The sequence below is a fragment of the Myxococcales bacterium genome, assembly GCA_016720545.1.
GTDB lineage: Bacteria > Myxococcota_A > Polyangia > Polyangiales > Polyangiaceae > JAAFHV01.
Genome location: JADKKK010000004.1, coordinates 189,473 through 209,209 on the forward strand (window position 1 = coordinate 189,473; position 19,737 = coordinate 209,209).

Sequence of the window (19,737 nt, forward strand, 5' to 3'; positions counted from 1 at the left end):
GCGTAGAGGCACAGCGCGCGAATGACCGACTCGCAGAGACAGCCGTCGCATCCGCCTTCGGAGCCCCGCCCCGCGCGGCGAAGCTTCGTCGAGCCGGCCCGTGACGCCCCGGTGCGCCTCCAGCTCCTGGGCGCCCTGTTGCTTCCGTTCCTGCTCATCGCGGGGCTGCTCTACGTGTGGCGGCGGCCGCGGGCCGACGAGTCGGCGAAGGTTGACGCCGCGACCAACCCGCCCGCGAGCGCGGAGGCCACGGCCACGGTGGACGCCGGCGCGCCCGCCGCCCCGGCGGGGCCCGCGGTGAAGCTGGGCGAGGTGAAGATCCTCGGGTGCCAAGACGCCCGCAAGAAGCTCCCGCCCGAGCAATGCGATCACGTCCCGCTGGTCGAGCAGGCGCTCGTGAAGGCCATCGAGTCGCAGAGCAAGTGCCTGCCCGAGTCGGCCGGGGCGGGAAGCATCGAGTACGCCGTCGACGTCACCTTCACGCGAAAGCGCACCCCCGTGGTGCTCTCGCTGCCCCGCGCGGGTCGCTCGTTCAAGAACGCGAAGGTCGTGGGCCCCTGCGCGAAGGCCGTGCGCGCGCAGCTCGCGACGCTCTCCCTCGAGGGCGCGCCCCATACACACGCACGCTACAAGCTCAGTGTCGTCGCGACCTACGGGGCGGCGGCCCGCGAACGCTGAGCGCCCGCCGAAAAAGTTGCTAGGATGCCCCTCATGAAGCGCGTCCTCGCTCTGCTGCCGCTCGCCGCGACCTTGCTCGTCCCGCAGCTCGCCCTGGCCTGCCCGTCGGGCGCGAGCTCGTGCTCGGGCCCCTCGGGCTACGCCTCCACCTTCGGCGTCGGTGTCGCCGCCGGCATTCTCTCAATCCTGTACGAGCGCACGCGGGGGAAGCGGCGGTGATGACCGGCTCCCGCCTCGAGGCTATTCCCGCGAGAAGAGCGCGTCGTCGTAGATGCGCAGCGAGCGGAACAGCCCCTGATCGCTGCGCTCGAGCACGAAGAGCGACGGGGTAGGGCGGACCTCGGCGCCGTGCACGCTGAGCAGCGCGCCCTCGACGATGCAGTGGCGACCGTCGTCGCCCATGCCCGTGGGGAAAAAATTGACCCCGCCGGCGAGCAGATGCACGAAGCCTGCGGCGATGTTGGCCCGGCCCTCGCGCTGCCGCGCCGTGGGTTCGCGCGTGAAAGATGCCGGATCGAAGAGCGCCGAGGCGGCGACGGGATCGCCCGCGGCGAACGCGTCGAGCAGCGCGCGCACGTTGTCCGGCAACACCGCCGGGAGCGGCGGCAGGCTCAGCGGCGCGCGCCCCGTGCAGCGGGGCAGCTCGCGCGCGCGGCAGTACACCCGCAGCTCCACCTCGCGCGATCGGCGGCGCTCGGCGACGACGGCGATGGGCAGCGCGAGCCGCAGCTCCGCCCGATCGAACTCGAGTGTGCCCTCGGTCATGTCCCGGTCGATGCCCGTGACGAACGCGTAGCGCTCGAATTTCGCGTTCGTTTCGGCGAGCTTCTCGCGGAGCCGCTCCAAGTGGGCGGACAGGTCGGCGAGACCCGAGCTGCGCCCGAACATGGGCTCGTCGAGGGTGGCTCGCGCCCCAAGGCGCAGAAGCAGCGGCTCGAGCTCGCTCGCCAGGATGGCGGGGAAGAACACCTCGGACAACCAGCCGCGAAGGCTTGAAGGGTTTCCGCGCTCTTCCGATCCGATGCTCATCTCGCCCCTTGAGACTGCTCCCTTTCCCCCAGGGAACGCAATCTCTATTCTGGTCGAAAAGAGGGTTCGATGGCCAGCGAAACGGTTCTCTTCGCGTCCGCGCCGGACGCGGCCTCGATCTACGAGGTTTCCATGCGCGACGGCCTCCAAAACGAGGCGCGGACCCTCCCGCTCGGCGACAAGCTCGCCCTGCTGGATGCGCTCCTCGGGAGTGGGCTTCGGCGCGTCGAGCTCACGAGCTTCGTCTCGCCCACGTGGATCCCGCAGCTCGCCGACGCCGACGCGCTCGCGCAAGCGGTGGGCGCGCGGTCCATCCCGCCGGGCGCCGTCCTCTCTGCGCTCTGCCCGAACGCCCGCGGCCTCGCGCGCGCCCTCGCCGTGGGCCTGCGCGAGATCGCCGTCTTCGTGAGCGCGAGCGAGACCCACAACAAGAAGAACGTGAACCGCACCATCGAGGAGTCGCTCGCCGGCTTCGAAGCGGTGGTCGCCCCCGCCCGTGCGGCGGGCGTCGCGGTCCGCGCCTACGTGTCGTGCGTTTGGGGTTGTCCGTACGAAGGCGACGTCGACGAGCGCGCCGCGGCGGCCATCGCGAAGCGACTCCTCGCGCTCGGCTGCTACCAGGTGTCGCTCGGCGACACGATCGGCGCCGGCACGCCACGGCAGACCGCGCGCATCGTCGAGAGGTTCCTTGGCGAGTTGCCCGTCGACGCCGTCGCGCTCCACATGCACGACACGCGCGGGACCGCGCTCGCCAACGTGCTCGCGGGGCTGGAGCTCGGCGTGAGGCACTTCGACGCGTCCGTCGGGGGGCTCGGCGGTTGCCCCTACGCCGCCGGAGCCGCGGGCAACGTCGCGACCGAGGACCTCGTGTACCTGCTCGAGGGCATGGGCGTGCGCACCGGGCTCAGCCTGCCCGCGCTCGTGGAAGCGGCGCAGGTCGCCTCGCGTGTGGTCGGCAGGGTGCTGCCGGGAAAGGTGCACCGCGCCGGCCCGCTGCGCCGTGAGGGGGCGCCAAACTTTGCCCCCGAAAGCGCCGCGTCTTCGAGTAAAGCCACGCCGTGATCCGCACCGTCCGCGCCTCCCGCCTCGTCCGCCTGCGCGGTCGTCTGCGCGCTCCCATCGCGGTCTTCGGCGCGCTCGGGCTGCTCGCTTGTCGACGCTCCCCCGAGGAGCTGCCACCCCCCTCCACGGTCCCGAGCTCCGCGTCGATCCCGCCCCCCGTGGCGACGGCGACTCCTCTCACCTCCGCCTCCCCGGCGCCAGGCACGTCCTCGGCCGCAGCGCCGAAGGCCCCGCCCAAGGTGCCGGGCTGCCCCCCCGATCCCGAGGGATCGCCCATGGCCGCCACGTTCGCGATCGTCTTCCCCGAGGCCGGTGGCGCGAAGGTCGAGGCCGAGCTCGCGCGCAACGAGCACGACGTCACGCGTGGCCTCATGTACCGGACCGAGATGCCCGCCGACCACGGCATGCTCTTCCAGATGCCGCGCCGCGAAGAGCAGATTTTCTGGATGCGGAACACCTGCCTCTCGCTCGACATGCTCTTCCTCGACGACGACGGCACCGTCATCGGCGTCCTCGAGCGCGTACCCATCCTGAACGAGGCGCCGCGCACCGTGCGAAAGCCCTCGCGCTACGTGCTCGAGGTCAACGCCGGGTGGGCCGCGGCCCACGGGGTCCGCGCGGGGATGCGCGCGAAGCTCCCGAGCCTCTGATTCCCGGCCTCCCGAGCCCGCGGCGCGCCCTATTTCGCCGGCGATGCGCGTCGTGGTAAGGGAGGGCCCATGCGTCACACGGCTCCCGTCCTCGCCCTCGCGCTCGCGCTCTCTTCCGCGCTGGCTTGCAGCAAGAGCTCTCCGCCCGAGCTCACCACCGCGCACGCCGATCCGGCGGTCGCGACCGCGGCCCAGAGCGCCGTGGTTCAGCCCAGCCACCCGGGCCAGGGAGGCGGCGGCGTCTCGTCCGCCACGGGCGGCGATCCCCTCGCTGGGCGCTTCAGCCTCGCAGACGCGACCCGCGACGTCCACGGCACCGGCGCGCTCCTCGCCACCATCGACACCTCGAAGGGCGCGCTCACCTGCAAGCTCTTCGAGGACAAAGCCCCAATCACGGTGGCGAACTTCGTCGGCCTGGCGACGGGCAAGCGCCCGTGGAAGGACGGCGACACGTGGGTCAGTCGCCCCGCGTACGACGGCACCACTTTCCACCGCATCATCAAGGGCTTCATGATCCAGGGCGGCGACGCCAAGGGGAACGGCACGGGCGAGCCGGGCTACGTCATCAAGGACGAGCTCTGGGAGGGCGCGAAGCACGACCGCGCCGGCCTGCTCTGCATGGCGAACCGTGGCCCGAACACGAACGGCGCCCAGTTCTTCATCACCGACGACCGCGCCCCGCACCTCGACGTCAGCTACACGATCTTCGGCGAGTGCGCGCCGGTCGACACGGTGCACGCGATCGCGAACGTGTCGGTCATCGGCGAGCGCCCAGCGACGACGGTCACCATCAAGAAGATCACGATCGCGCGCGAGAAGGCCGCGGCGGCTCCGGCCGCGAAGTAGACCGCGCGCGGCGCACACGCTCTGGGGATCGCGCCGGGGGACCTCGTCGGTCCCTTCGCACTGGCCACGCGCGCTTCAGTCCGCCTGGTAGAGCACCGACTGCGAGCCCTCACGGAAGTAGAACCTGTCGTGCTCGCCGCGATCGAACGTGGCGGCCCCGAACAGGTTCCACGCCACGCTCCACACCGCGCAAGCCTTGAACAGCCCCCCCATGGGGCGCTGCCCCAGCGCGAGTAACACGAAGAGCAAGACCGCGTAGTCATTCGAGAATCGGTAGCCGAACTGACGCCAGCCGCTGTTCTGATAGAGCAGGTCGAGCGCGCAGGGCAGCAGGGCGGCGACCGCGAGGAGCGTGTAAGTCTGCGAGCGCGCCTTCGGTCGGAAGAGCCAGAAGTAGACGGGCGTCGTGAACCACAGCGCGAGGCCGTGCTCGTTGATGCGGAACGGGGTGCACGCAGGCCGGGCCCCGAAGAGCCCGCCGACGAACGCGGACAGCGCACCAAACGGACCGTGCTGTGGCCCCTCGAAGCACGCGAGGCCGCCCGGCGGGCGCCAAGGCAACACAGTGAGCATCACGCCGAGGTTCTTCGGGAGGTAGTGGTAGCCGAACAGCCCCCAGCTCTGGATGCGGCCCTTCCAGACCACAGAGAGGTGCTCGTGTCCGAAGGCCGTCGGGCTCGGGTTTCCGAAGCGCGCGTAGTTCATCGCGGACGAGAGCACGAGGACCACCGCCAAGGGCACCGCGAAGGGCGCAAGGCGCGTCATGAGCTTCCGCAGGTCGAGCCCCGCCCAGAGCAAGCGCGCACGCTGCGAAAGCTCGCCGTGCGGATCGGCGGCGGGGAGGCCGTGCTTGCTCGACAGTCGGATCGCCTCCACGAGGAAGACCAGGCCGAGGAGCACCGTCGACGGACGCGTCATCCACGAGCAGGCGAGGCACAGACCCGCGAGGAACGGCCTCTCCGCGTCGAGCGCGAACAGGAGGTAGAGCGCCGCGAGGCCCACGCCCACGACGTGGGCCGCGAACCACACAGTGCCTTCGACGGAGGTGAAAAAATAGACCGTCCCGAACGCGAGTAGGCAGGCGAGAGCCACGTTCTCGCCCTCGGTGCGGAGCGAGATTCGCCGCCGGCGCAGCTTCTCGAGGACGAGGAAAAGCACGGCTGGGCCCACGCCCGCGAGCCACACCATGAACTGCCCGTCGCGAAAGTCCTCCGGGCTCCCCGCGACCGCCACGAGCGGGAGCATGAGCACGGCGGGGAAGGGCGGGAAGCTGATGTAGGTCTTGCCCTGGAACTGAGCGAAGTCGTTGCCCTGCGCGTAGTCTGGCGGCCCGTTGCGGAGGTCTTGCCGGCCGTGGAGCCACGCGTCGGCGAGGTGCGCGTAGTGGTTGAACGCCGTGTGCTCCGTGAGCCGCTGTTTGCCGGCGACGGCCGCGAACACCACGAGGCACAGTGTGTAGATCGCGAGGGCGATGAGCAGTCGCCGCGGGCGCGAGCCCGCCGCGAGCCAGGTGCGGGGGCTGGGGAGCGCCGCGCTGGCGGGCGCGAGGGCGCTGCCGTCGCGGGCGGTCGGGCCCGGCGGCGAGGGGCGCTCGCCCGCGGTCGCGTCGGGGGTCTCGTCGAGGAGGGCCGTCCCGTCCTGGGGGACCGCGGGGCTCGCCGCGGCGTCTCGCGCCTCGGCGGGGTCGAGCTGTGGGACGTCGGCCAGTCGATCGGGCTCGGCGGCCGAGCCGTCGGTCGGCGCGGGGGCCTTCACTTCGCTTCCAAGCGACGCTCGTTCGTCCGACGCCATGAGCGCGACCTTTACCATGAGGGTCGGGGTCCGCGCATGAGGGTCGGGAGGGTGGCCCCCAGACCCCCAAGTCCGGCCCCTTGCCGCGAAGCGGACTTCGCACTCGGCCCTGCGGGTAGGCAGCGTGTTGCGCGGTTGAGGTAGCTCTAGGGGAAATCTGGCGGTATTCGTGGCCTCTGCGGGTTGGCACGTGCCTTGTAAAGGTGAGGACAACTGAATGGCTCTCCCCATCTCGACCGCCGCCGCTACCCCCGCCGATCCCCGCGCCTTGGCCATCCTGGCTAGGTCCATCTACCGGGAGCTCCGCGCGAGCGGGTACGCCGAGAAGGACGTCTTGGCGCTCGCAGGCGAGCTGCTCGACGTCGTCGCGAGCGAGGTCGAGGGGCGCTGCACGCGCGACTGAGAAGCGGTCGGTAACCGGACGGCTTGCGCACGGCCGTCGTGGCCCGCAGGGCGCAACGGGCACGGAGGGCGCGAGCCCGTCGAGCGGGCCAGCGCGGCTCGCGGAGCGCGACTCGAGCGCAGGAACGTAGGAGCATAGGAGCGTAAGAGCGTCACGCCTTGGGAGGTGGCCCTGCGCGGGACGCTCGCACACGCGTCCGCGCGGAGCTCCTGGAGAGCGCGGAGCGCGCAACGTCTGCGCGGCCTGCGCGACCGAATACCGCGGTAGAACATTGACAGACCTCACGCCCGCCAAGGACAATCGCGGCTCGACACACGACGGAGCGAGCGCGTTGGCGAGGTGCCCCTCGGCCAAGCCCCTGCTCGCCCGTGAATGAGCGAGGCAAAGGCGCATGTTCGCGATCATCATCAGCGAGAAGGGCGGGCCCGAGCGCCGCGAGGCCTACGACAAGAGCGAGATCAACGTCGGCCGAGTGCAAGGCAACGATCTCATGTTGCCGAAGGGCAACGTCTCGAAGCACCACGCGCGCCTGCTCTTTCGTGACGGTCGGTTCATCGTCACCGACCTGAAGAGCACGAACGGCACCTACGTCAACGGCAAGAAGATCGCCCAGGCGACCGTCGTCCGCGAGGGCGACAAGATCTTCATCGGCGATTTCGTCATCCGGCTCGAGGGTGCGCAGGAGGCGGCGCCGCCGCCGCCGCCGCCCGAGGCGAGCGCAAACGACGACAGCACGCTCGCGCGCGAGGCGGCCCCCGCGCCGCCGCCGATCCCCATGCCCGTGGTGCCCCCGGCGGTCCGACCGGCGCTGAACGGGCCCGCGGTCACGCTGAAGGCGTCGACCCACCCGCCGGGCGCGCGCCCCGTGCCCGGTCGCAGCGAAGCGTCTGCGGTGCAGCCCGCGGAGGAGGCCGACGACAGCGAGATCCACAAGCCTCGCCCCGGCATGCTCGGCCCGCGCCAGGCCACGATGCCCCTCAGCCCGTCTGCGCCGCTTGGCGCCCCGCCCGGGCTTCGCAGCCACTCCGGCGGTCCGCCTCCGCTGCCCTCCGAAATCCACACCCCAGGGCACTCCGCGGCCCCGGTAGCAGGGCCGCCGGCTCTCTCCGCGCCCCCCCTTCAGCCTCCGCCGGTGCACGTGGGGCCGCCGCCCGCGCAAGGGCTTGGGCGGCGCAACTCCGTCCCCCCTGCGCGGCCGGAGCCCCAGCGTCCGCCCCTCCGCGAGCCCGGGATCCGCGAGACCCGAGACCCGCGAGAAGCTGCCTCGCGTCCCGCGCCCGCGGCTGCGATCGCGCCCGCGCCTGCGCCTGCCGCCGCGCCTCCGCCCGCGCCCGCCCCGGCCGCGCACGGCTCCGCCCTGGCCGTCGCGGGCGATTTTGGCAAGACCGAGGCCCTGGTGAGCCTCGCCTCCAGAGTCGGACAAGTCTTCGATCTTACTCAGCTTCGTTCGCCAGGTAAGGTCCCGGATGCCGTCGTCAAGCGCGCTGAGGGCGCGGTCCGCGACGCGGCGCGCGCGATGTCGTCCGACGGCTCGCTCCCCGACGCCGTCGACGCCGAGGCGCTCTCGCAGGACCTCCTGTCGGAGCTCATCGGTCTCGGCCCCGTGACCGCGATGTTCGAGGACGACGAGGTCGTGGAGATCCACGCGCAGCGCTTCGACCGCGTGCTCGTCGGTCGTGGCGGCCGCCACGCAAGCGCGGACGTCGGTTTCTCGTCGGAGGAGGGGCTCGTGCGCATCGTGGAGCGGCTCTGCGAGCTCTCCGGAGAGCCCCGCGGGGCCGACGAGGTGATCGTCGATCGCGCGCTGCCAAACGGCGCGACGGTGTTCGCGGTGCTCGCGCCGCTCGCGCGGAGCTCCACGCTCTCGGTGCGCAAGCGCCGCGCCTCCGACGCCTCGTTCGACTCGCTCGCACGGGAGGGCGCGCTCTCGCGTCCGATGGCCGTCTACCTCGAAGCGCTCGTGGCCGGGCGGATGAACGTGCTCGTCATCGGCGCAGCCTCGGCCGACGCAGCGTCGTTCCTTGGCGCGTTCGTCCACGCGTCGCCGCCCAACGAGCGCGTCGCGGTCGTCGAGGACCACGAGGAGCTCTCCGCGCCGCACGCGTGCGTCGCCTCCTTCCGGAGGAGCCAAGGCGCCGCAGCCCTCGCCGCGGCGGCCCGCACGCGCCCCGATCGTCTCGTGGTGTCGCAGCTCGGCGGCGCCGCGCTCTCGGCCACGTTCGAGGCCATGGGGGACGGCTGCGAGGCCGTCGTCGCAGCGTTGACCGCGAGCTCGCTCCGCGCGGGCCTCGCGCGGCTGGCCGCGCAGCTCGTGTTCCAGCGCCCCGGACTCTCGCTCGATGGAGCCCGCGAGCTCATCGCGGAGTCGTTCGACGCTGCGCTCGAGCTTGGGCCGTCGACCGACGGTCGCCGCCGCGTCGTGCGCGTCTGCGAGGTGGGCGTGGATCCGGCGAAGGGCTTCGCCACCAAGGACATCTTCGTCCTGAACGAGGCCGACGGTACGTTCCCACCCTCCGGGGTCGTCCCGAAGGCCGTCGCCGAGCTGAACGCTCGGGGCGCGCGGATCGACGCGGCCATCTTCCGGCGCGGCAAGTAGGACCCGGCGCGCTCCCGCGCCGACGCGGTTCCGACCACGCGGCGGTCGGCGTCGGCCGAAGCCGGCGCCGACCAGGCGCGCTCTAGGCCGGCGGGGCGGACTCCGCGGGGGCCTCCTCGGGCTCGGTCTCCACCGCGCGCTTGTAGCCGCACTCCTTGTTCGCGCACACGACCATCGGCTTGGCCTTGCTGCCGCCGTAGACGAGGAACGGCGCGGCGCACGCGGGGCACGCCTCGTGGATCGGCTTCTGCCACAGCTTGAAGTCGCACTTGAGCGTCTCGCTCGCGTAGTTGCTGCAGCCGAAGAAGGTCTTGCCGCCCTTCTTCTTCGAGCGCACCTCGATGAGATCGCCGCCGCACTTCGGGCACGGGACGCCGAGCGGGACGGGGCGCGCGTTCTTGCACTCGGGGTAGCCCGTGCACGAGAGGAACTCGCCGTAGCGCCCGCTCCGAATGATCATCGGCTTCGAGCACTTGTCGCAGTCGATCCCGGTCTCGCGCGGGGGCGGGGCGCCCTTGCCCTCGGGCCCCAGGTCGCGCGTGTTCTTGCACTTTGGGTAGTTCGAGCAGCCGAGGAACCAGCCGTTCTTCGACCAGCGCTTCATCATTTCGCCGGGCGCGAGCGCCTTCAGCTTGGCGTCTTCGCTGGTCGGTCCGCACTGCGTGCAGACCTCGCCGGTCGGAGTGGGCTCCGGGTTCCAGCGCTTGCCCTTCTTTCCGGCGTCCAGCTGTTCGCGGAAGCGCTTGTAGAACCGAGAGAGCAGCGTCGTGCGCTCCACCGTGCCCGCCTCGACCTCGTCGAGCTCCTGCTCCATGCTCGAGGTGAACGCGGGATCCATGAAGTCGAGGTGGCTCGCGACGAGCCCGTCGACCACGTAAGTGCCCAAGGTCGATGGGCGGAAGCTCCGGTTGTCGAGCTTCTCCACGTAGTCGCGCGCCTGCACCTTGCTGATGATCTCGGCGTACGTGCTCGGCCGCCCGATGCCGCGCTCCTCGAGCTCTCGCACGAGCGAGCCCTCGTTGTAGCGGGCCGGCGGTTGTGTGAACTTCTGCTCGGTCACCACGGCCGGCGGCGCCAGCGTGAGCGCCTCGTTCTGCTTGAGCGGCGGGAGCTGCCCGTCGTCGTCGGCGGGGCCCTTGCGCCCGTCGGCCTCGCCGGCCGCTTTGGGCTCGTCGTCTTCGCCAGCCTGGGTCGACTGGTTGGAGGTGCCATACACGTCGAGCCACCCGCCGAACTTCAGCACCCGCCCGCTGACGCGCAGGCCGTACTTCGCGTCGGCTGCCTTCGCCTCGATGTCGACGCCGGTCTGGTCGTAGACCGCGTCGCTCATCTGGCTCGCGACGAACCTCTCCCAGATGAGCTTGTAGAGCTTGTACTGCTCGTCTTTCAGGTGCTTCTTGATGGCGTCCGGCGGCTGCTCGAGCGAAGCGGGCCGGATGGCCTCGTGCGCGTCCTGTGCGTTCTTCTTCGAGCGGAACGTGTTCGGCGTCGCGGGGAGGTGCGATTTGCCGAACGTCGCCTCGATGTGCTCGCGCGCGGCGGCTTGCGCGTCGGGGGACACGCGGGTCGAGTCGGTACGCATGTAGGTGATGAGGCCCACTGTGCCCACGTCCTTGCCGAGATCGATGCCCTCGTAGAGCGCCTGCGCGACCTGCATGGTGCGCTTGGCGCCGAAGCCGAGGCGGTTCACCGCGTCTTGCTGCAGCTTGCTGGTCGTGTACGGCGCGGGCGCCTTTCGCTTGCGCTCCGCTGTGGTGACCTTGGCCACCTTGTACGAGGCTCCCTCCAGCCCCAGCTTGGTCGCGGCGGCGGTCACGCCCTCGCTGACGTCGAGGCGCTCGCCGTTCTTCGAGACGAGCCGCGCATAGAAGGGCGTGGGGCGCTTGCCCGCCTGGGCCAGAGTGGCGCCGATGTTCCAGTACTCGACCGGCTTGAAGGCCTCGATCTCGCGCTCGCGATCGACGATGAGCCGGAGCGCGACGCTCTGCACGCGGCCCGCCGACAGCCCGAAGGCCAGCTTCGACCACACGAGGGCGGACACGTCGTAGCCCACGATGCGGTCGAGCACGCGACGCGCGCGCTGCGCGTCGTAGAGCGCACGGTCGAGCTTGCGCGGCGTGGCCACGCCCTTCTGGACCCCGTTCTTGGTGATCTCGTGGAACTCGACCCGCTTCGCCTTGGCGGGCTCTGCCGTGAGCTCCTCGGCCAGGTGCCAGGCGATCGCCTCACCCTCGCGGTCGGGGTCGGTGGCGAGCAGGATGTCGGTGGCGTCGCGGGCGGCGCCCTTCAGCTCGGCGAGCAGCTTCTCCTTGCCGGGGACGATCTCGTAGGTCTCCAGGAAGCCGTTCGTGATGTCGATCCCAAGCTTCTTGGGGAGGTCCTTGATGTGACCCTTCGAGGCGAGCACCTCATAGCCGGTGCCCAGGTATTTCTTGATGGTCTTTGCCTTGGCGGGGGATTCGACCACCACGAGAGTCTTCGCCATAGCTCCTCAAGCCTGCCGCGAGCGCCTCGATCGCGGCGTGAAGTGACACGAGCGGGCCGGTCATTTTCCGGCCCGACTGAAAAATCCAAGGGGTCCCTCTTCTACTACGTTCTGCAACGTGAGCGTCAAGAGCGCCGTCGTGGCGTCGGCGATCGACGTCCGAGCGGCCTGGGCGAGCTCTTCCAGATGGCGAGGGCGCGCGTCGACGTGCGCGAGCAGGCCCGCGTGCTCCGGAGCGAGGTCCTCCTGAGCCGTCACTGGCGCCGCGCCGCCGGCCCTCACCGCGCGCGGGAGCGGCCCGAGCGGCAGAGGCAGCGTCGCGCCAGGCAAGAGCTCGAGGCTTCGGAGGAAGTGCGCCGTCGAGGTCAGCGGTCGCGCCCCGCGCTCCAGCTCTTGGAGCGAGCCCTCGAACCCTCCCATCGACCAAGGCGCCTGCGGGACGACCCACAGCGGGCGCCCCAGCTTCCGGGCCCACCACGCCGCGTTCAGCGCGCCGGAGCCGCGCCCCGCCTGCACGACCGCTACGGCGTGCGAGAGGCCCACCAGCACGCCGTTCCGGCGCAGGAACTGGGGTCGGCGCGCTACCGCGTCGGTCGGGAACGGCCAGACCATCGCCCCGGGCGACGCCGCGATGCGATCGTAGAGTCCCCGGTGCTCCGGCGGGAATACGTGCGCAGAGCCCGTCGCGACGACGCAGATCGTCGCGCCGCCCGCGGCGAGGGCGCCTTCGTGGGCCGCCGCGTCCACGCCGACCGCCCCCCCGGAGACGACCACGCCGCCCGCCGTCGCCACTCGACCGGCGAGCTCGAACGCGAAGGCTCTGGCCTCGGACGTCGGCCGACGCGTCCCGACGATCGCGACGGGTACGCCGGCGGGGAGGGCGCCGGAGAGGGTGATGGGCCGCGGCGTGGGGAGGGTTCGGAGCGCGGCGGGGTAGGCGGGATCGCAGGGTTCGAGCGTGCGCATGCCCCGCTCTCGGCCGGCGAGGCCCGCGCGTTGCGTGCGACGAGCGCGCCGCGGGCTTACTGTCGCACTTACTGGCGCACGAAGTGGAACGGAATCACGACCTTGCCGGTCCCGTCGAAGTGCCAGCCGCGCACGTGGTTCTCCACGCACTTGGCCACCGTGGGGGGCGAGCCGGAGCCGGACGCGGACGTGACCGTGCCGTTGCTCGCCACCGTGATCGCGACGGAGACGTTGGCGCTCGGAGCCGACTCCGCGGCGTTGTCCCAGCACTTGCGCTTCACGGCCGCCTTGTACGTGTTGATGGTCTTGCCCACCGACGCCGCGTCCAGTGGACGCCCCCCGGCCGCAGGGCCCGCGCCGCCCGCGGAGGGGATGTCGGTCCTCGCCGAGGGGGCCGGGCTGGAGCCGCCGAGACCGAGCTCCGCGAGGTTGACGGCGCCACCTTTCGGAGGCGCGCTTGGGGCGGCCGGGGCCGCCGTGCCAGGCTTGTGGAGCACGGCCAGCTTCTGCGATGCCGAGGTCGACGGGGTCGGAGATGCGACGGGGGCCTCGACGGTGCCGGAAGGGGCCGGGAGCGCGCTGGCGCTACCCGTGGGGGCGGTGGGCGCGGTGGCTACCGGGCCGGCCTTGAAGGTCATGACGGCTGCGGTAATGCCGAACGCGGCCGCGAGCACGACCGCCGCGACGAAGATGAGCGGCGCCATGCTGCGCGCCGGCGGTGGCGGTGGAATCGACGCTTCGGCGCGGGCCGAGAGGGGCGAGGCGAGGGAGCTCGAGGCGATCTCCGCGGCGGGCGCAGGCGCGAACGCGGGGGCGGAGACCGCGGGCGCGGCCTCGGCGAGCGGGAACGCGAAGGGGTCCGCGGCGGGCGCGATCGCGAAAGGATCGACGCCGGCGAACGGGTTCGACGCGGGCGGAGCCACCACCGAGAGAGCCGCGGCGGCGGGCATCGACTGCGAGGCGGGCTGCGCATGTGCGGCAGGGGGCGGCGCGAGCGCGGGGGAGGCGTGCGTGGCGGGGTGCGAGACGGGGTGCGAGACGGGGTGCGAGACGGGGTGCGAGACCGCCGGCGCGAGCGCCGCGGCGGCGGCCGCCCCTCCTGCCCCGCCACGCGAGATGGGCACCACGTTGCTGCGCAGCGCCGCGGGGGCCGGCCCGAGGGGCGCCGTGACGCGCGCCGCGGGCGACGGGCGCGTGACCGCCGCGCGTGGCGCGACCGCGGGCGGCGGGCTCGACTGCCCCGTGAGCGGCCTCGAGGGCACGGCCTCGCGCACGATCCCGTGGAGCTGCGTGGTGGTCTTGACGGGCCGCCACTCCTCGAAGCCCTCCTGCCACACCAGGGTGTCCTCGGTGATGGCGCCCGCGGCGGCCTTCGTGCGGAGCTCGGCGAGGCGCATGGGGCCGACGGGCAGGCCGTTGATCGCGGCGTACCACTCCTCGGTGACCGACGCTTCGAAGCTTGGCGCCGCGGGCGCCATGGCCATCATGGTCTTCTCGTCGTCGTCGTCGTTCTGGATGCGCCGGTTGAACGCGCCTGCGAGCGCGCCCGGGGCGACCGACGACCGCGCGGGGCGTGCGGCCGAGAGCGAGGTGGCGAGCCCGCCGGAGGAGCGCGGCTCATCGGGGCGTGGAGCCTGCCGCGCGACGCTCGACTCGGTGACCTCGGCGCGGACCTCGATGAGGTGGCCGCACTTTCGGCACTTCATGCGCACAGTGCGGCCCGCCACCTTCTCGTCGGCGATTTGGTACTTGGCCTTGCACTGGTCGCAGAGAAACTTCACCGCTCACCGCCTTCTGCCGCGCGCGCCCCGAGCATACAGAGAATACCCGTGTAGACGGCCCAGCGTGGAGCTCGATCGAAAAAAAAACCGCGAAGAGTCATACCCACATTGCCTACAGTGTCGCCTAGCGAAGTCTCGTGACGTGCTCGGTCACGCGGGCGCGGGTCGCCTCGTCGGGCGCAAGCGGCGCGGCCCGCTCCCAGGTCTCGAGGGCGCGCGCGCGGAAGCCGCTCTTCTCGTAGAGCACGGCCAGGTTCTTCAGCGCCGGGAACGAAGAAGGCTCGAGCTCGAGGGCGTGCTCGACCTCGGTGATGGCCTCGTGCAACCGATCGACGTTCCCGAGGACCAGGCCGAGCTGGTAGCGGGCGCGGAAGCTCTTCGGCCGCTCGTGGATGGCGTCGCGGAGCAACGCGATCGCGTCTTCGGCGCGGGACTCGAGGAAGGCGGCGGCGGCCCCTTCGAGCATGCGCTCGTGATCGAGCGCCAGCGTCGATGGTCGGATGTCGTCGCCCAGGCGCTCGGAGAGGGGCTCTTCATTGGAGACCTCCCGGAGGCTGTCGTCCGTGAAGACGAGCGCGTCGTCGGTGCGCCGCTCGGGCGGGACGAACGTGGCGAGCGACAGGAGCGCGGCCGGGCTCTCCGCCGTGCGCGCGTGGCGACCGAAGTACGTGAGCCCGCCCGATCGCGCGGCGGCGTACGCGCCCTCGATCGCTCGGTGGAGGGGGAGCGGCAGCGCGACGTAGGGGGTGGGCGAGCGCCCGGTGAGGCTGGCCAGCCGGGTGAGCACGACGAGATCGTCGGGGGCGAGCATCGCGACCAGCACGCGCTCGTCGTCGGCGAACAGCGGCAGCACCTTGTGCTGCTTCGCGAAGTCGGCCGGCACCACGAGGTGGCTCGTGTCGATCCCCACCCGCTCGAGGTCGACCGCCGGCACCCCGAACTGCTCCGAGAGTCCGCGGAGCACGTCGGCCTCTTTGACGAGGCCCCGGGCGATGAGCTTCGAGGCCAGCGGCTCGCTGCCCTCCTCGGAGAGCGCGCTCGCGAGCTCGGCCTCGCCGAGGACCTGCCGCTTCAGCAGGACCTTGCCGAGCTGCTTCTTCTCACCGGTCATCGCTGCGCCTTGTCTCCGTCCGACATTCTAGCAAGGGCCGCGCGCTTGTACTGCGCAAATGTGCCCCCGAGGATGTGGGCGCGGGCGTCGCGGACGAGCTCGCCGTAGAAGTGAAGGTTGTGGAGCGAGAAGAGCCTCAGCACCAGCACCTCGCCGGCCAGGTAGAGGTGGCGTAGGTAGCTCCGCGTGTATCCGCCCTGGCAGCAGGCGCACGCGCACTCGGGGTCGAGCGGCCCGAGGTCGTGTTTGTACCTAGCCTGCTTGATGACCACCTTCCCGAAGCGCGTGAGGGCTTGGCCGTTGCGCGCGTTTCGCGTGGGGAGGACACAGTCGAACATGTCGACGCCGTGCTCGATGCCCTCGAGGAGATCGCGTGGCGTGCCGACGCCCATGAGGTAGCGCGGGCGCTCGGCGTCGAGCAGGTGGGCGACCTCCGCGAGCGTCTCGATCATGCGCTCGATCGGCTCGCCCACCGAGAACCCACCGAGCGCGAGGCCATCGAAGCCGGGCTCGAGGGCCGCGAGCTCCTCGGCGTGCGAGCGCCTGAGATCGGCGAAGCACGCCCCCTGTACGATGCCGAATAGGGCCTGACGCTCTGGGCGCGGAGCGGCGAGCGCGCGCCGCGCCCACCTCGTCGTGCGCGCGACGGCGGCCTCGACGATCTCGCGCGAGGACTCCCCGGGAGGGCACACGTCCAGCTGCATTTGGATGTCCGCGCCGAGGAGCCCCTGCACGCGGACCGCCTCTTCCGGGGAGAGGTGATGCTTCGCGCCGTCGAGGTGGGAGCGGAACGTGAAGCCCTCTTCGTTGGGGAGGACGAGGCCACTCGAGGGGCGGCCCGTCGCGCCGCCCGGCTTGCGCTGGGCCAGCGAGAACGCCTGGAACCCGCCGGAGTCGGTGAGCATCGCTCGCGGCCACCGTGAGAATCCGTGGAGGCCGCCGTGCTCCGCCACGACCTCCGGCCCGGGGCGGAGCCACAAGTGGTAGGTGTTCCCGAGCACGATGTGCGCGCCGGTGCTGGCCACCTCTTCGGGCGTGAGGGTCTTGACAGACCCCTGCGTGCCCACCGGCATGAACGTGGGGGTCGTGACCACTGCGTGTGGGGTCGTGAAGGTGCACGCGCGCGCGTGGCCCTCCGTCGCGTCGACGCGGAGCGCGAAGCCCTGGGTGCGTGGGGTCATGGTGTCTCCGGCGGGCAGTGCGGGCGCCGCGCGAGGAACATCGCGTCGCCGTAGGAAAAGAAGCGCAAGCGGCTCCTCACCGCGTGCTCGTAGGCGGCCAGCACGCGCTCGTGCCCACCGAAGGCGCACACCAGCGCGAGGAGCGTCGACTTCGGGAGGTGAAAGTTCGTGAGGAGCGCGTCCACGATCGCGAACGGGTACCCAGGCTGGATGAGCAGGCGGGTGGTCTGCGCGCTGACCACCGCCACGTGGCCCGGGCGCGTGGGGTCGGCGGCGCTCTCCAGGGCGCGGACGACGGTCGTGCCGATCGCGACGACGGGGGCTCCGCGCAGGCGAGCCGCGGCGATCGCGTCGGCCGTGGCCGCGGGGACCGAGTAGGTCTCGGAGTGCATCGCGTGGTCGTCCAGGTCGTCGGCCACGACCGGGGAGAACGTGCCGAGGCCCACGTGCAGCGTAACGCTCGCCACGTCGACGCCCTTGGCCGCGAGTGACGACAGCATGGCGCGCGTGAGGTGGAGGCCGGCGGTCGGCGCCGCGACGGCGCCCTCCTCCCTCGCGAACACGGTCTGGTAGCGCTCCTCGTCGACCTCGGTCGCGGGGCGCCGGATGTACGGTGGCAGCGGGATCGCGCCCTCGCGGCGGATCGCGGCGTCGAGGTCGCCGTCGCCGTCGCCGTCGCCGTCGCCCTCGTCCTTGCGCGCGCACGCGAGCGCGACGCGGAGCAGGCCCTCGTCGGGATCGTTGCCCAAGATCTCGCCGCGGAGGCCGGCCGCGCGACCGAGGGTGAGCTGCGTGCCCGCGCGAAGCGACTTGGAGGCTCGACCGAGCGCAAGCCAGACGCCCGGCGCTTGGGGGCCCGCGCGCCGCACGAGGAAGATCTCCACCTTGCCGCCGCTCCCGACTTTGTGGCCGAGCAGGCGCGCGTTCAGGACGCGCGTGTCGTTCACGACGACGAGCGCGCCGGTGGGCACGAGATCGATGAGGTCGCGGATCCCGACGATGGCGTGTGCGGGCTCGGGGGGCTCGCCGAGCGCGAGCAGCCGCGCCCCGTCGCGGGCCTCGGTCGGGGCGCTGGCGACGAGCTCTGCGGGGAGATCGTAGTCGAAGAGGGCCGTCCGCATACGAGCGGCGACCTAGTGCACCGCTTGCCCGGGAGCGTCAAGGGGTCGGCGCGCGGGCGCGCAGCCCGGCGCTGTCGTCGTCGATCAGCCTTTCCCCTCGAAGCTCACGTGGAGGCGGGTCATTTTCCGCCAGAGGGTGGTGGGCGATATCCCGAGCAGCTCGGCCGCGCGCTCGCGGTTGCCGTCCGAGCCGGCGAGGGCCTCCTCGATGGCGCTCCGCTCCGCCGCGTCGACCGACTCGGCGAGCGACTTGCCAACGCCCTTCGCGCGCGGCGCGTCGTGCGGCGCGTTGGCGTGAGGGAGGAGATCCTCGGGGTGGATGACCCCGGTCTGGATGAGGGCGACCGCCTGCTCCACCATGTGCTCGAGCTCGCGCACGTTGCCCGGGAACGCGTACTGCTGGAGCACCTCTGGTACGCGCGGATCGAAGCGGGCTCGGCACGCCATTTTCTTGTTGTACTTTGCAAGGAAATGCCCGAGCAGCTCGTTCAGGTCTTCCATGCGCTCGCGCATGGGTGGGAGCTGGAACCGGGCGACGTTGAGCCGGTAGTAGAGGTCCTGACGGAAGCGCTTCTCAGCGATCGCGGGGAGCAGGTCTTGGTTCGTCGCCGCGATGATGCGCACGTCCACCTTGATGGGCTTGTTCTCGCCCACGCGGCGGATCTCGTTCTCCTGGATGGCGCGCAGGAGCTTGGCCTGGAAGGCGAGGGGGGTCTCGCCGATCTCGTCGAAGAAGAACGTGCCGCCTTCGGCCTCTTCGAAGAGCCCCTTGCGCGCGCTCACGGCGCCCGTGAACGCGCCTCGCGCGTGGCCGAACAGCTCGCTCTCGAGCAGCGTCTCGGTGATGGCGGCGCAGTTGACCGGGACGAACGGGCGGTCCTTCCGCTTGGAGTTGGCGTGGATGGCCTTCGCGACCAGCTCCTTGCCGGTGCCGCTCTCGCCGGTGATGAGCACGATCGTGTCGGTGGGCGCGATGCGCACGATGCGCCCGAGCACGTCGCGGATGGCGGCCGAGCGACCGACGATGTTCTCGAACTTGTACCGGTCCTGGAACTCACGCGTGAGGAGCGCGACCTCGCCGGCGAGGCGTCGGCTCTCCACGGCCTTGCCGACCTTCACCATGAGCTCTTGCTCCGTGAAGGGCTTCTGGATGTAGTCGAAGGCGCCGAGCCTCATCGCGTCGACGGCGCTCTCGATCGTGCCGTACGCGGTCATCAGCAGGACCTCGGTGAGGGGCTGGGCCTCCTTGACGGCCCGCAGCACCTCGATGCCGTCTTTGGTCCCCATGCGCAGGTCCGTGAGCACCACGTCGAAGGCCTCGGTCGCGCCGCGGGCGATGCCGAGGTCGCCGTCGCCCGCCTCCTCCACCTCGTAGCCGCCGCCGCGGAGCATCATGGCGAGGGTGGTGCGCATGTTCCTTTGGTCGTCGACGATGAGGATCTTCGGCATGGGACTCGCGCAGCCTAGCGGAGGTCGCGCGAGCGCGCGCGGTTGTCTCGGCTCCGTCGTCGCGCCCTGCGAGCGAGTCGTGTAGAGTGACGCGCGATGCGTACCGCCGTCGCTCTCGCCCTCGCGCTCGTCGGAAGTGGGCTCGTTGCGTGCGCCGTCGCGAGCGGCGAGGTCGCCGGCGGCGAGCCGCGGGTCGACGCGTCCGCCCCGCCGAGCGGCGACCGGGACTCCGGCAGCGGGGACACGTTCACCGACATCTACCGCGATATCCTTGGGCCGACGGGCTTCGCGAGCTGCACGGCGAGCAGCAACTGCCACGGCGGCGCGTCCGAGGTCGGCACCCAGTCGAGCGGCTACATTTGCAAGGACAAGGCGCAGTGCCGCAGCACGCTGATCTCGAGCGGGCAGCTCGTGCAGGGCGAGAAGGACTTCACGAAGACGAACCTCTATCGCGCGCTCCGCAGGTCCGAGAAGGAGGGCCGCATGCCACAGATCCCGAGCGGCCTCATCTTCACCCAGGCCGAGCTCGACCGCATCGGACGCTGGGTCGCTGCGGGCGCGCCGGACAACTGAGCTGGCGCGCCGGCG

Annotated in this window: 17 protein-coding genes; 8 read left to right on the top strand and 9 right to left on the bottom strand. The window is 71.5% G+C overall.

Features of this window, described 5'->3' with window-relative positions:
* Nucleotides 1-21: 21 nt before the first annotated feature.
* Nucleotides 22-678: a hypothetical protein gene (locus IPQ09_10530; protein ID MBL0194638.1), complete on the top strand. Its 657-nt coding sequence runs from the start codon at nucleotides 22-24 to the stop codon at nucleotides 676-678.
* 33 nt (nucleotides 679-711) lie between these two features.
* Nucleotides 712-897 carry a hypothetical protein gene (locus IPQ09_10535; GenBank protein MBL0194639.1) on the top strand — a complete coding sequence of 62 codons (186 nt, stop codon included), beginning with the start codon at nucleotides 712-714 and terminating at the stop codon, nucleotides 895-897.
* 21 nt (nucleotides 898-918) lie between these two features.
* Here the strand turns inward: IPQ09_10535 and IPQ09_10540 are convergent, their stop codons facing one another.
* Entirely contained in the window at nucleotides 919-1,707 is a 789-nt protein-coding gene (locus IPQ09_10540) for a nuclear transport factor 2 family protein (protein MBL0194640.1), read from the bottom strand.
* Nucleotides 1,708-1,776: 69 nt separating this feature from the next.
* Between IPQ09_10540 and IPQ09_10545 the strand changes: the two genes are divergently transcribed.
* The 3 genes from IPQ09_10545 to IPQ09_10555 all read left to right on the top strand — a co-directional run bounded on the left by IPQ09_10545 (nucleotide 1,777) and on the right by IPQ09_10555 (nucleotide 4,265).
* Nucleotides 1,777-2,769 (top strand): hydroxymethylglutaryl-CoA lyase, encoded by a 993-nt coding sequence (locus IPQ09_10545; GenBank protein ID MBL0194641.1) that lies wholly within the window; start codon nucleotides 1,777-1,779, stop codon nucleotides 2,767-2,769.
* A complete protein-coding gene (locus IPQ09_10550) occupies nucleotides 2,766-3,419 on the top strand; it encodes a DUF192 domain-containing protein (GenBank protein ID MBL0194642.1) in 654 nt (217 codons plus the stop codon). Before IPQ09_10545 ends, IPQ09_10550 begins: the two co-directional genes overlap by 4 nt.
* A gap of 69 nt (nucleotides 3,420-3,488) precedes the next feature.
* Entirely contained in the window at nucleotides 3,489-4,265 is a 777-nt protein-coding gene (locus IPQ09_10555) for a peptidylprolyl isomerase (protein ID MBL0194643.1), read from the top strand.
* 75 nt (nucleotides 4,266-4,340) lie between these two features.
* On the opposite strand, the gene IPQ09_10560 is transcribed toward IPQ09_10555, so the two are convergent.
* Nucleotides 4,341-6,074 carry a hypothetical protein gene (locus IPQ09_10560; protein MBL0194644.1) on the bottom strand — a complete coding sequence of 578 codons (1,734 nt, stop codon included), beginning with the start codon at nucleotides 6,072-6,074 and terminating at the stop codon, nucleotides 4,341-4,343.
* 199 nt (nucleotides 6,075-6,273) lie between these two features.
* Here IPQ09_10560 and IPQ09_10565 point away from each other — a divergent pair, with 199 nt between their 5' ends.
* Together IPQ09_10565 and tadA are read left to right on the top strand one after the other, a co-directional pair.
* Nucleotides 6,274-6,459, top strand: a complete 186-nt coding sequence (locus IPQ09_10565) for a hypothetical protein (GenBank protein MBL0194645.1) — start codon at nucleotides 6,274-6,276, stop codon at nucleotides 6,457-6,459.
* Nucleotides 6,460-6,850: 391 nt separating this feature from the next.
* Complete coding sequence (tadA, locus tag IPQ09_10570) at nucleotides 6,851-9,055, top strand: Flp pilus assembly complex ATPase component TadA (protein MBL0194646.1); 2,205 nt, start codon at nucleotides 6,851-6,853, stop codon at nucleotides 9,053-9,055.
* 82 nt (nucleotides 9,056-9,137) lie between these two features.
* Here tadA and topA read toward each other — a convergent pair whose 3' ends face one another.
* From topA to IPQ09_10605, 7 genes are all read right to left on the bottom strand, one after another.
* Nucleotides 9,138-11,540, bottom strand: coding sequence for a type I DNA topoisomerase (topA, locus tag IPQ09_10575; protein ID MBL0194647.1), 2,403 nt, complete (start codon nucleotides 11,538-11,540; stop codon nucleotides 9,138-9,140).
* A 60-nt stretch (nucleotides 11,541-11,600) separates the two neighbouring features.
* Nucleotides 11,601-12,506, bottom strand: coding sequence for a DNA-processing protein DprA (locus tag IPQ09_10580; protein ID MBL0194648.1), 906 nt, complete (start codon nucleotides 12,504-12,506; stop codon nucleotides 11,601-11,603).
* 68 nt (nucleotides 12,507-12,574) lie between these two features.
* Nucleotides 12,575-14,287, bottom strand: a complete 1,713-nt coding sequence (locus IPQ09_10585) for a zinc-ribbon domain-containing protein (GenBank protein ID MBL0194649.1) — start codon at nucleotides 14,285-14,287, stop codon at nucleotides 12,575-12,577.
* A gap of 124 nt (nucleotides 14,288-14,411) precedes the next feature.
* Entirely contained in the window at nucleotides 14,412-15,398 is a 987-nt protein-coding gene (locus IPQ09_10590) for a hypothetical protein (GenBank protein ID MBL0194650.1), read from the bottom strand.
* Entirely contained in the window at nucleotides 15,395-16,579 is a 1,185-nt protein-coding gene (gene tgt, locus IPQ09_10595; GenBank protein MBL0194651.1) for a tRNA guanosine(34) transglycosylase Tgt, read from the bottom strand. The genes IPQ09_10590 and tgt overlap by 4 nt, the downstream gene beginning before the upstream one ends.
* Nucleotides 16,576-17,700 (bottom strand): tRNA preQ1(34) S-adenosylmethionine ribosyltransferase-isomerase QueA, encoded by a 1,125-nt coding sequence (gene queA, locus IPQ09_10600; GenBank protein ID MBL0194652.1) that lies wholly within the window; start codon nucleotides 17,698-17,700, stop codon nucleotides 16,576-16,578. The genes tgt and queA overlap by 4 nt, the downstream gene beginning before the upstream one ends.
* Before the next feature lie 84 nt (nucleotides 17,701-17,784).
* The gene (locus IPQ09_10605; protein ID MBL0194653.1) at nucleotides 17,785-19,149 is read right to left on the bottom strand and encodes a sigma-54-dependent Fis family transcriptional regulator; all 1,365 of its coding nucleotides are present in this window, start codon (nucleotides 19,147-19,149) and stop codon (nucleotides 17,785-17,787) included.
* A 96-nt stretch (nucleotides 19,150-19,245) separates the two neighbouring features.
* On the opposite strand from IPQ09_10605, the gene IPQ09_10610 reads away from it, so the two are divergent.
* Nucleotides 19,246-19,722, top strand: a complete 477-nt coding sequence (locus tag IPQ09_10610; protein MBL0194654.1) for a hypothetical protein — start codon at nucleotides 19,246-19,248, stop codon at nucleotides 19,720-19,722.
* Nucleotides 19,723-19,737: the final 15 nt, after the last annotated feature.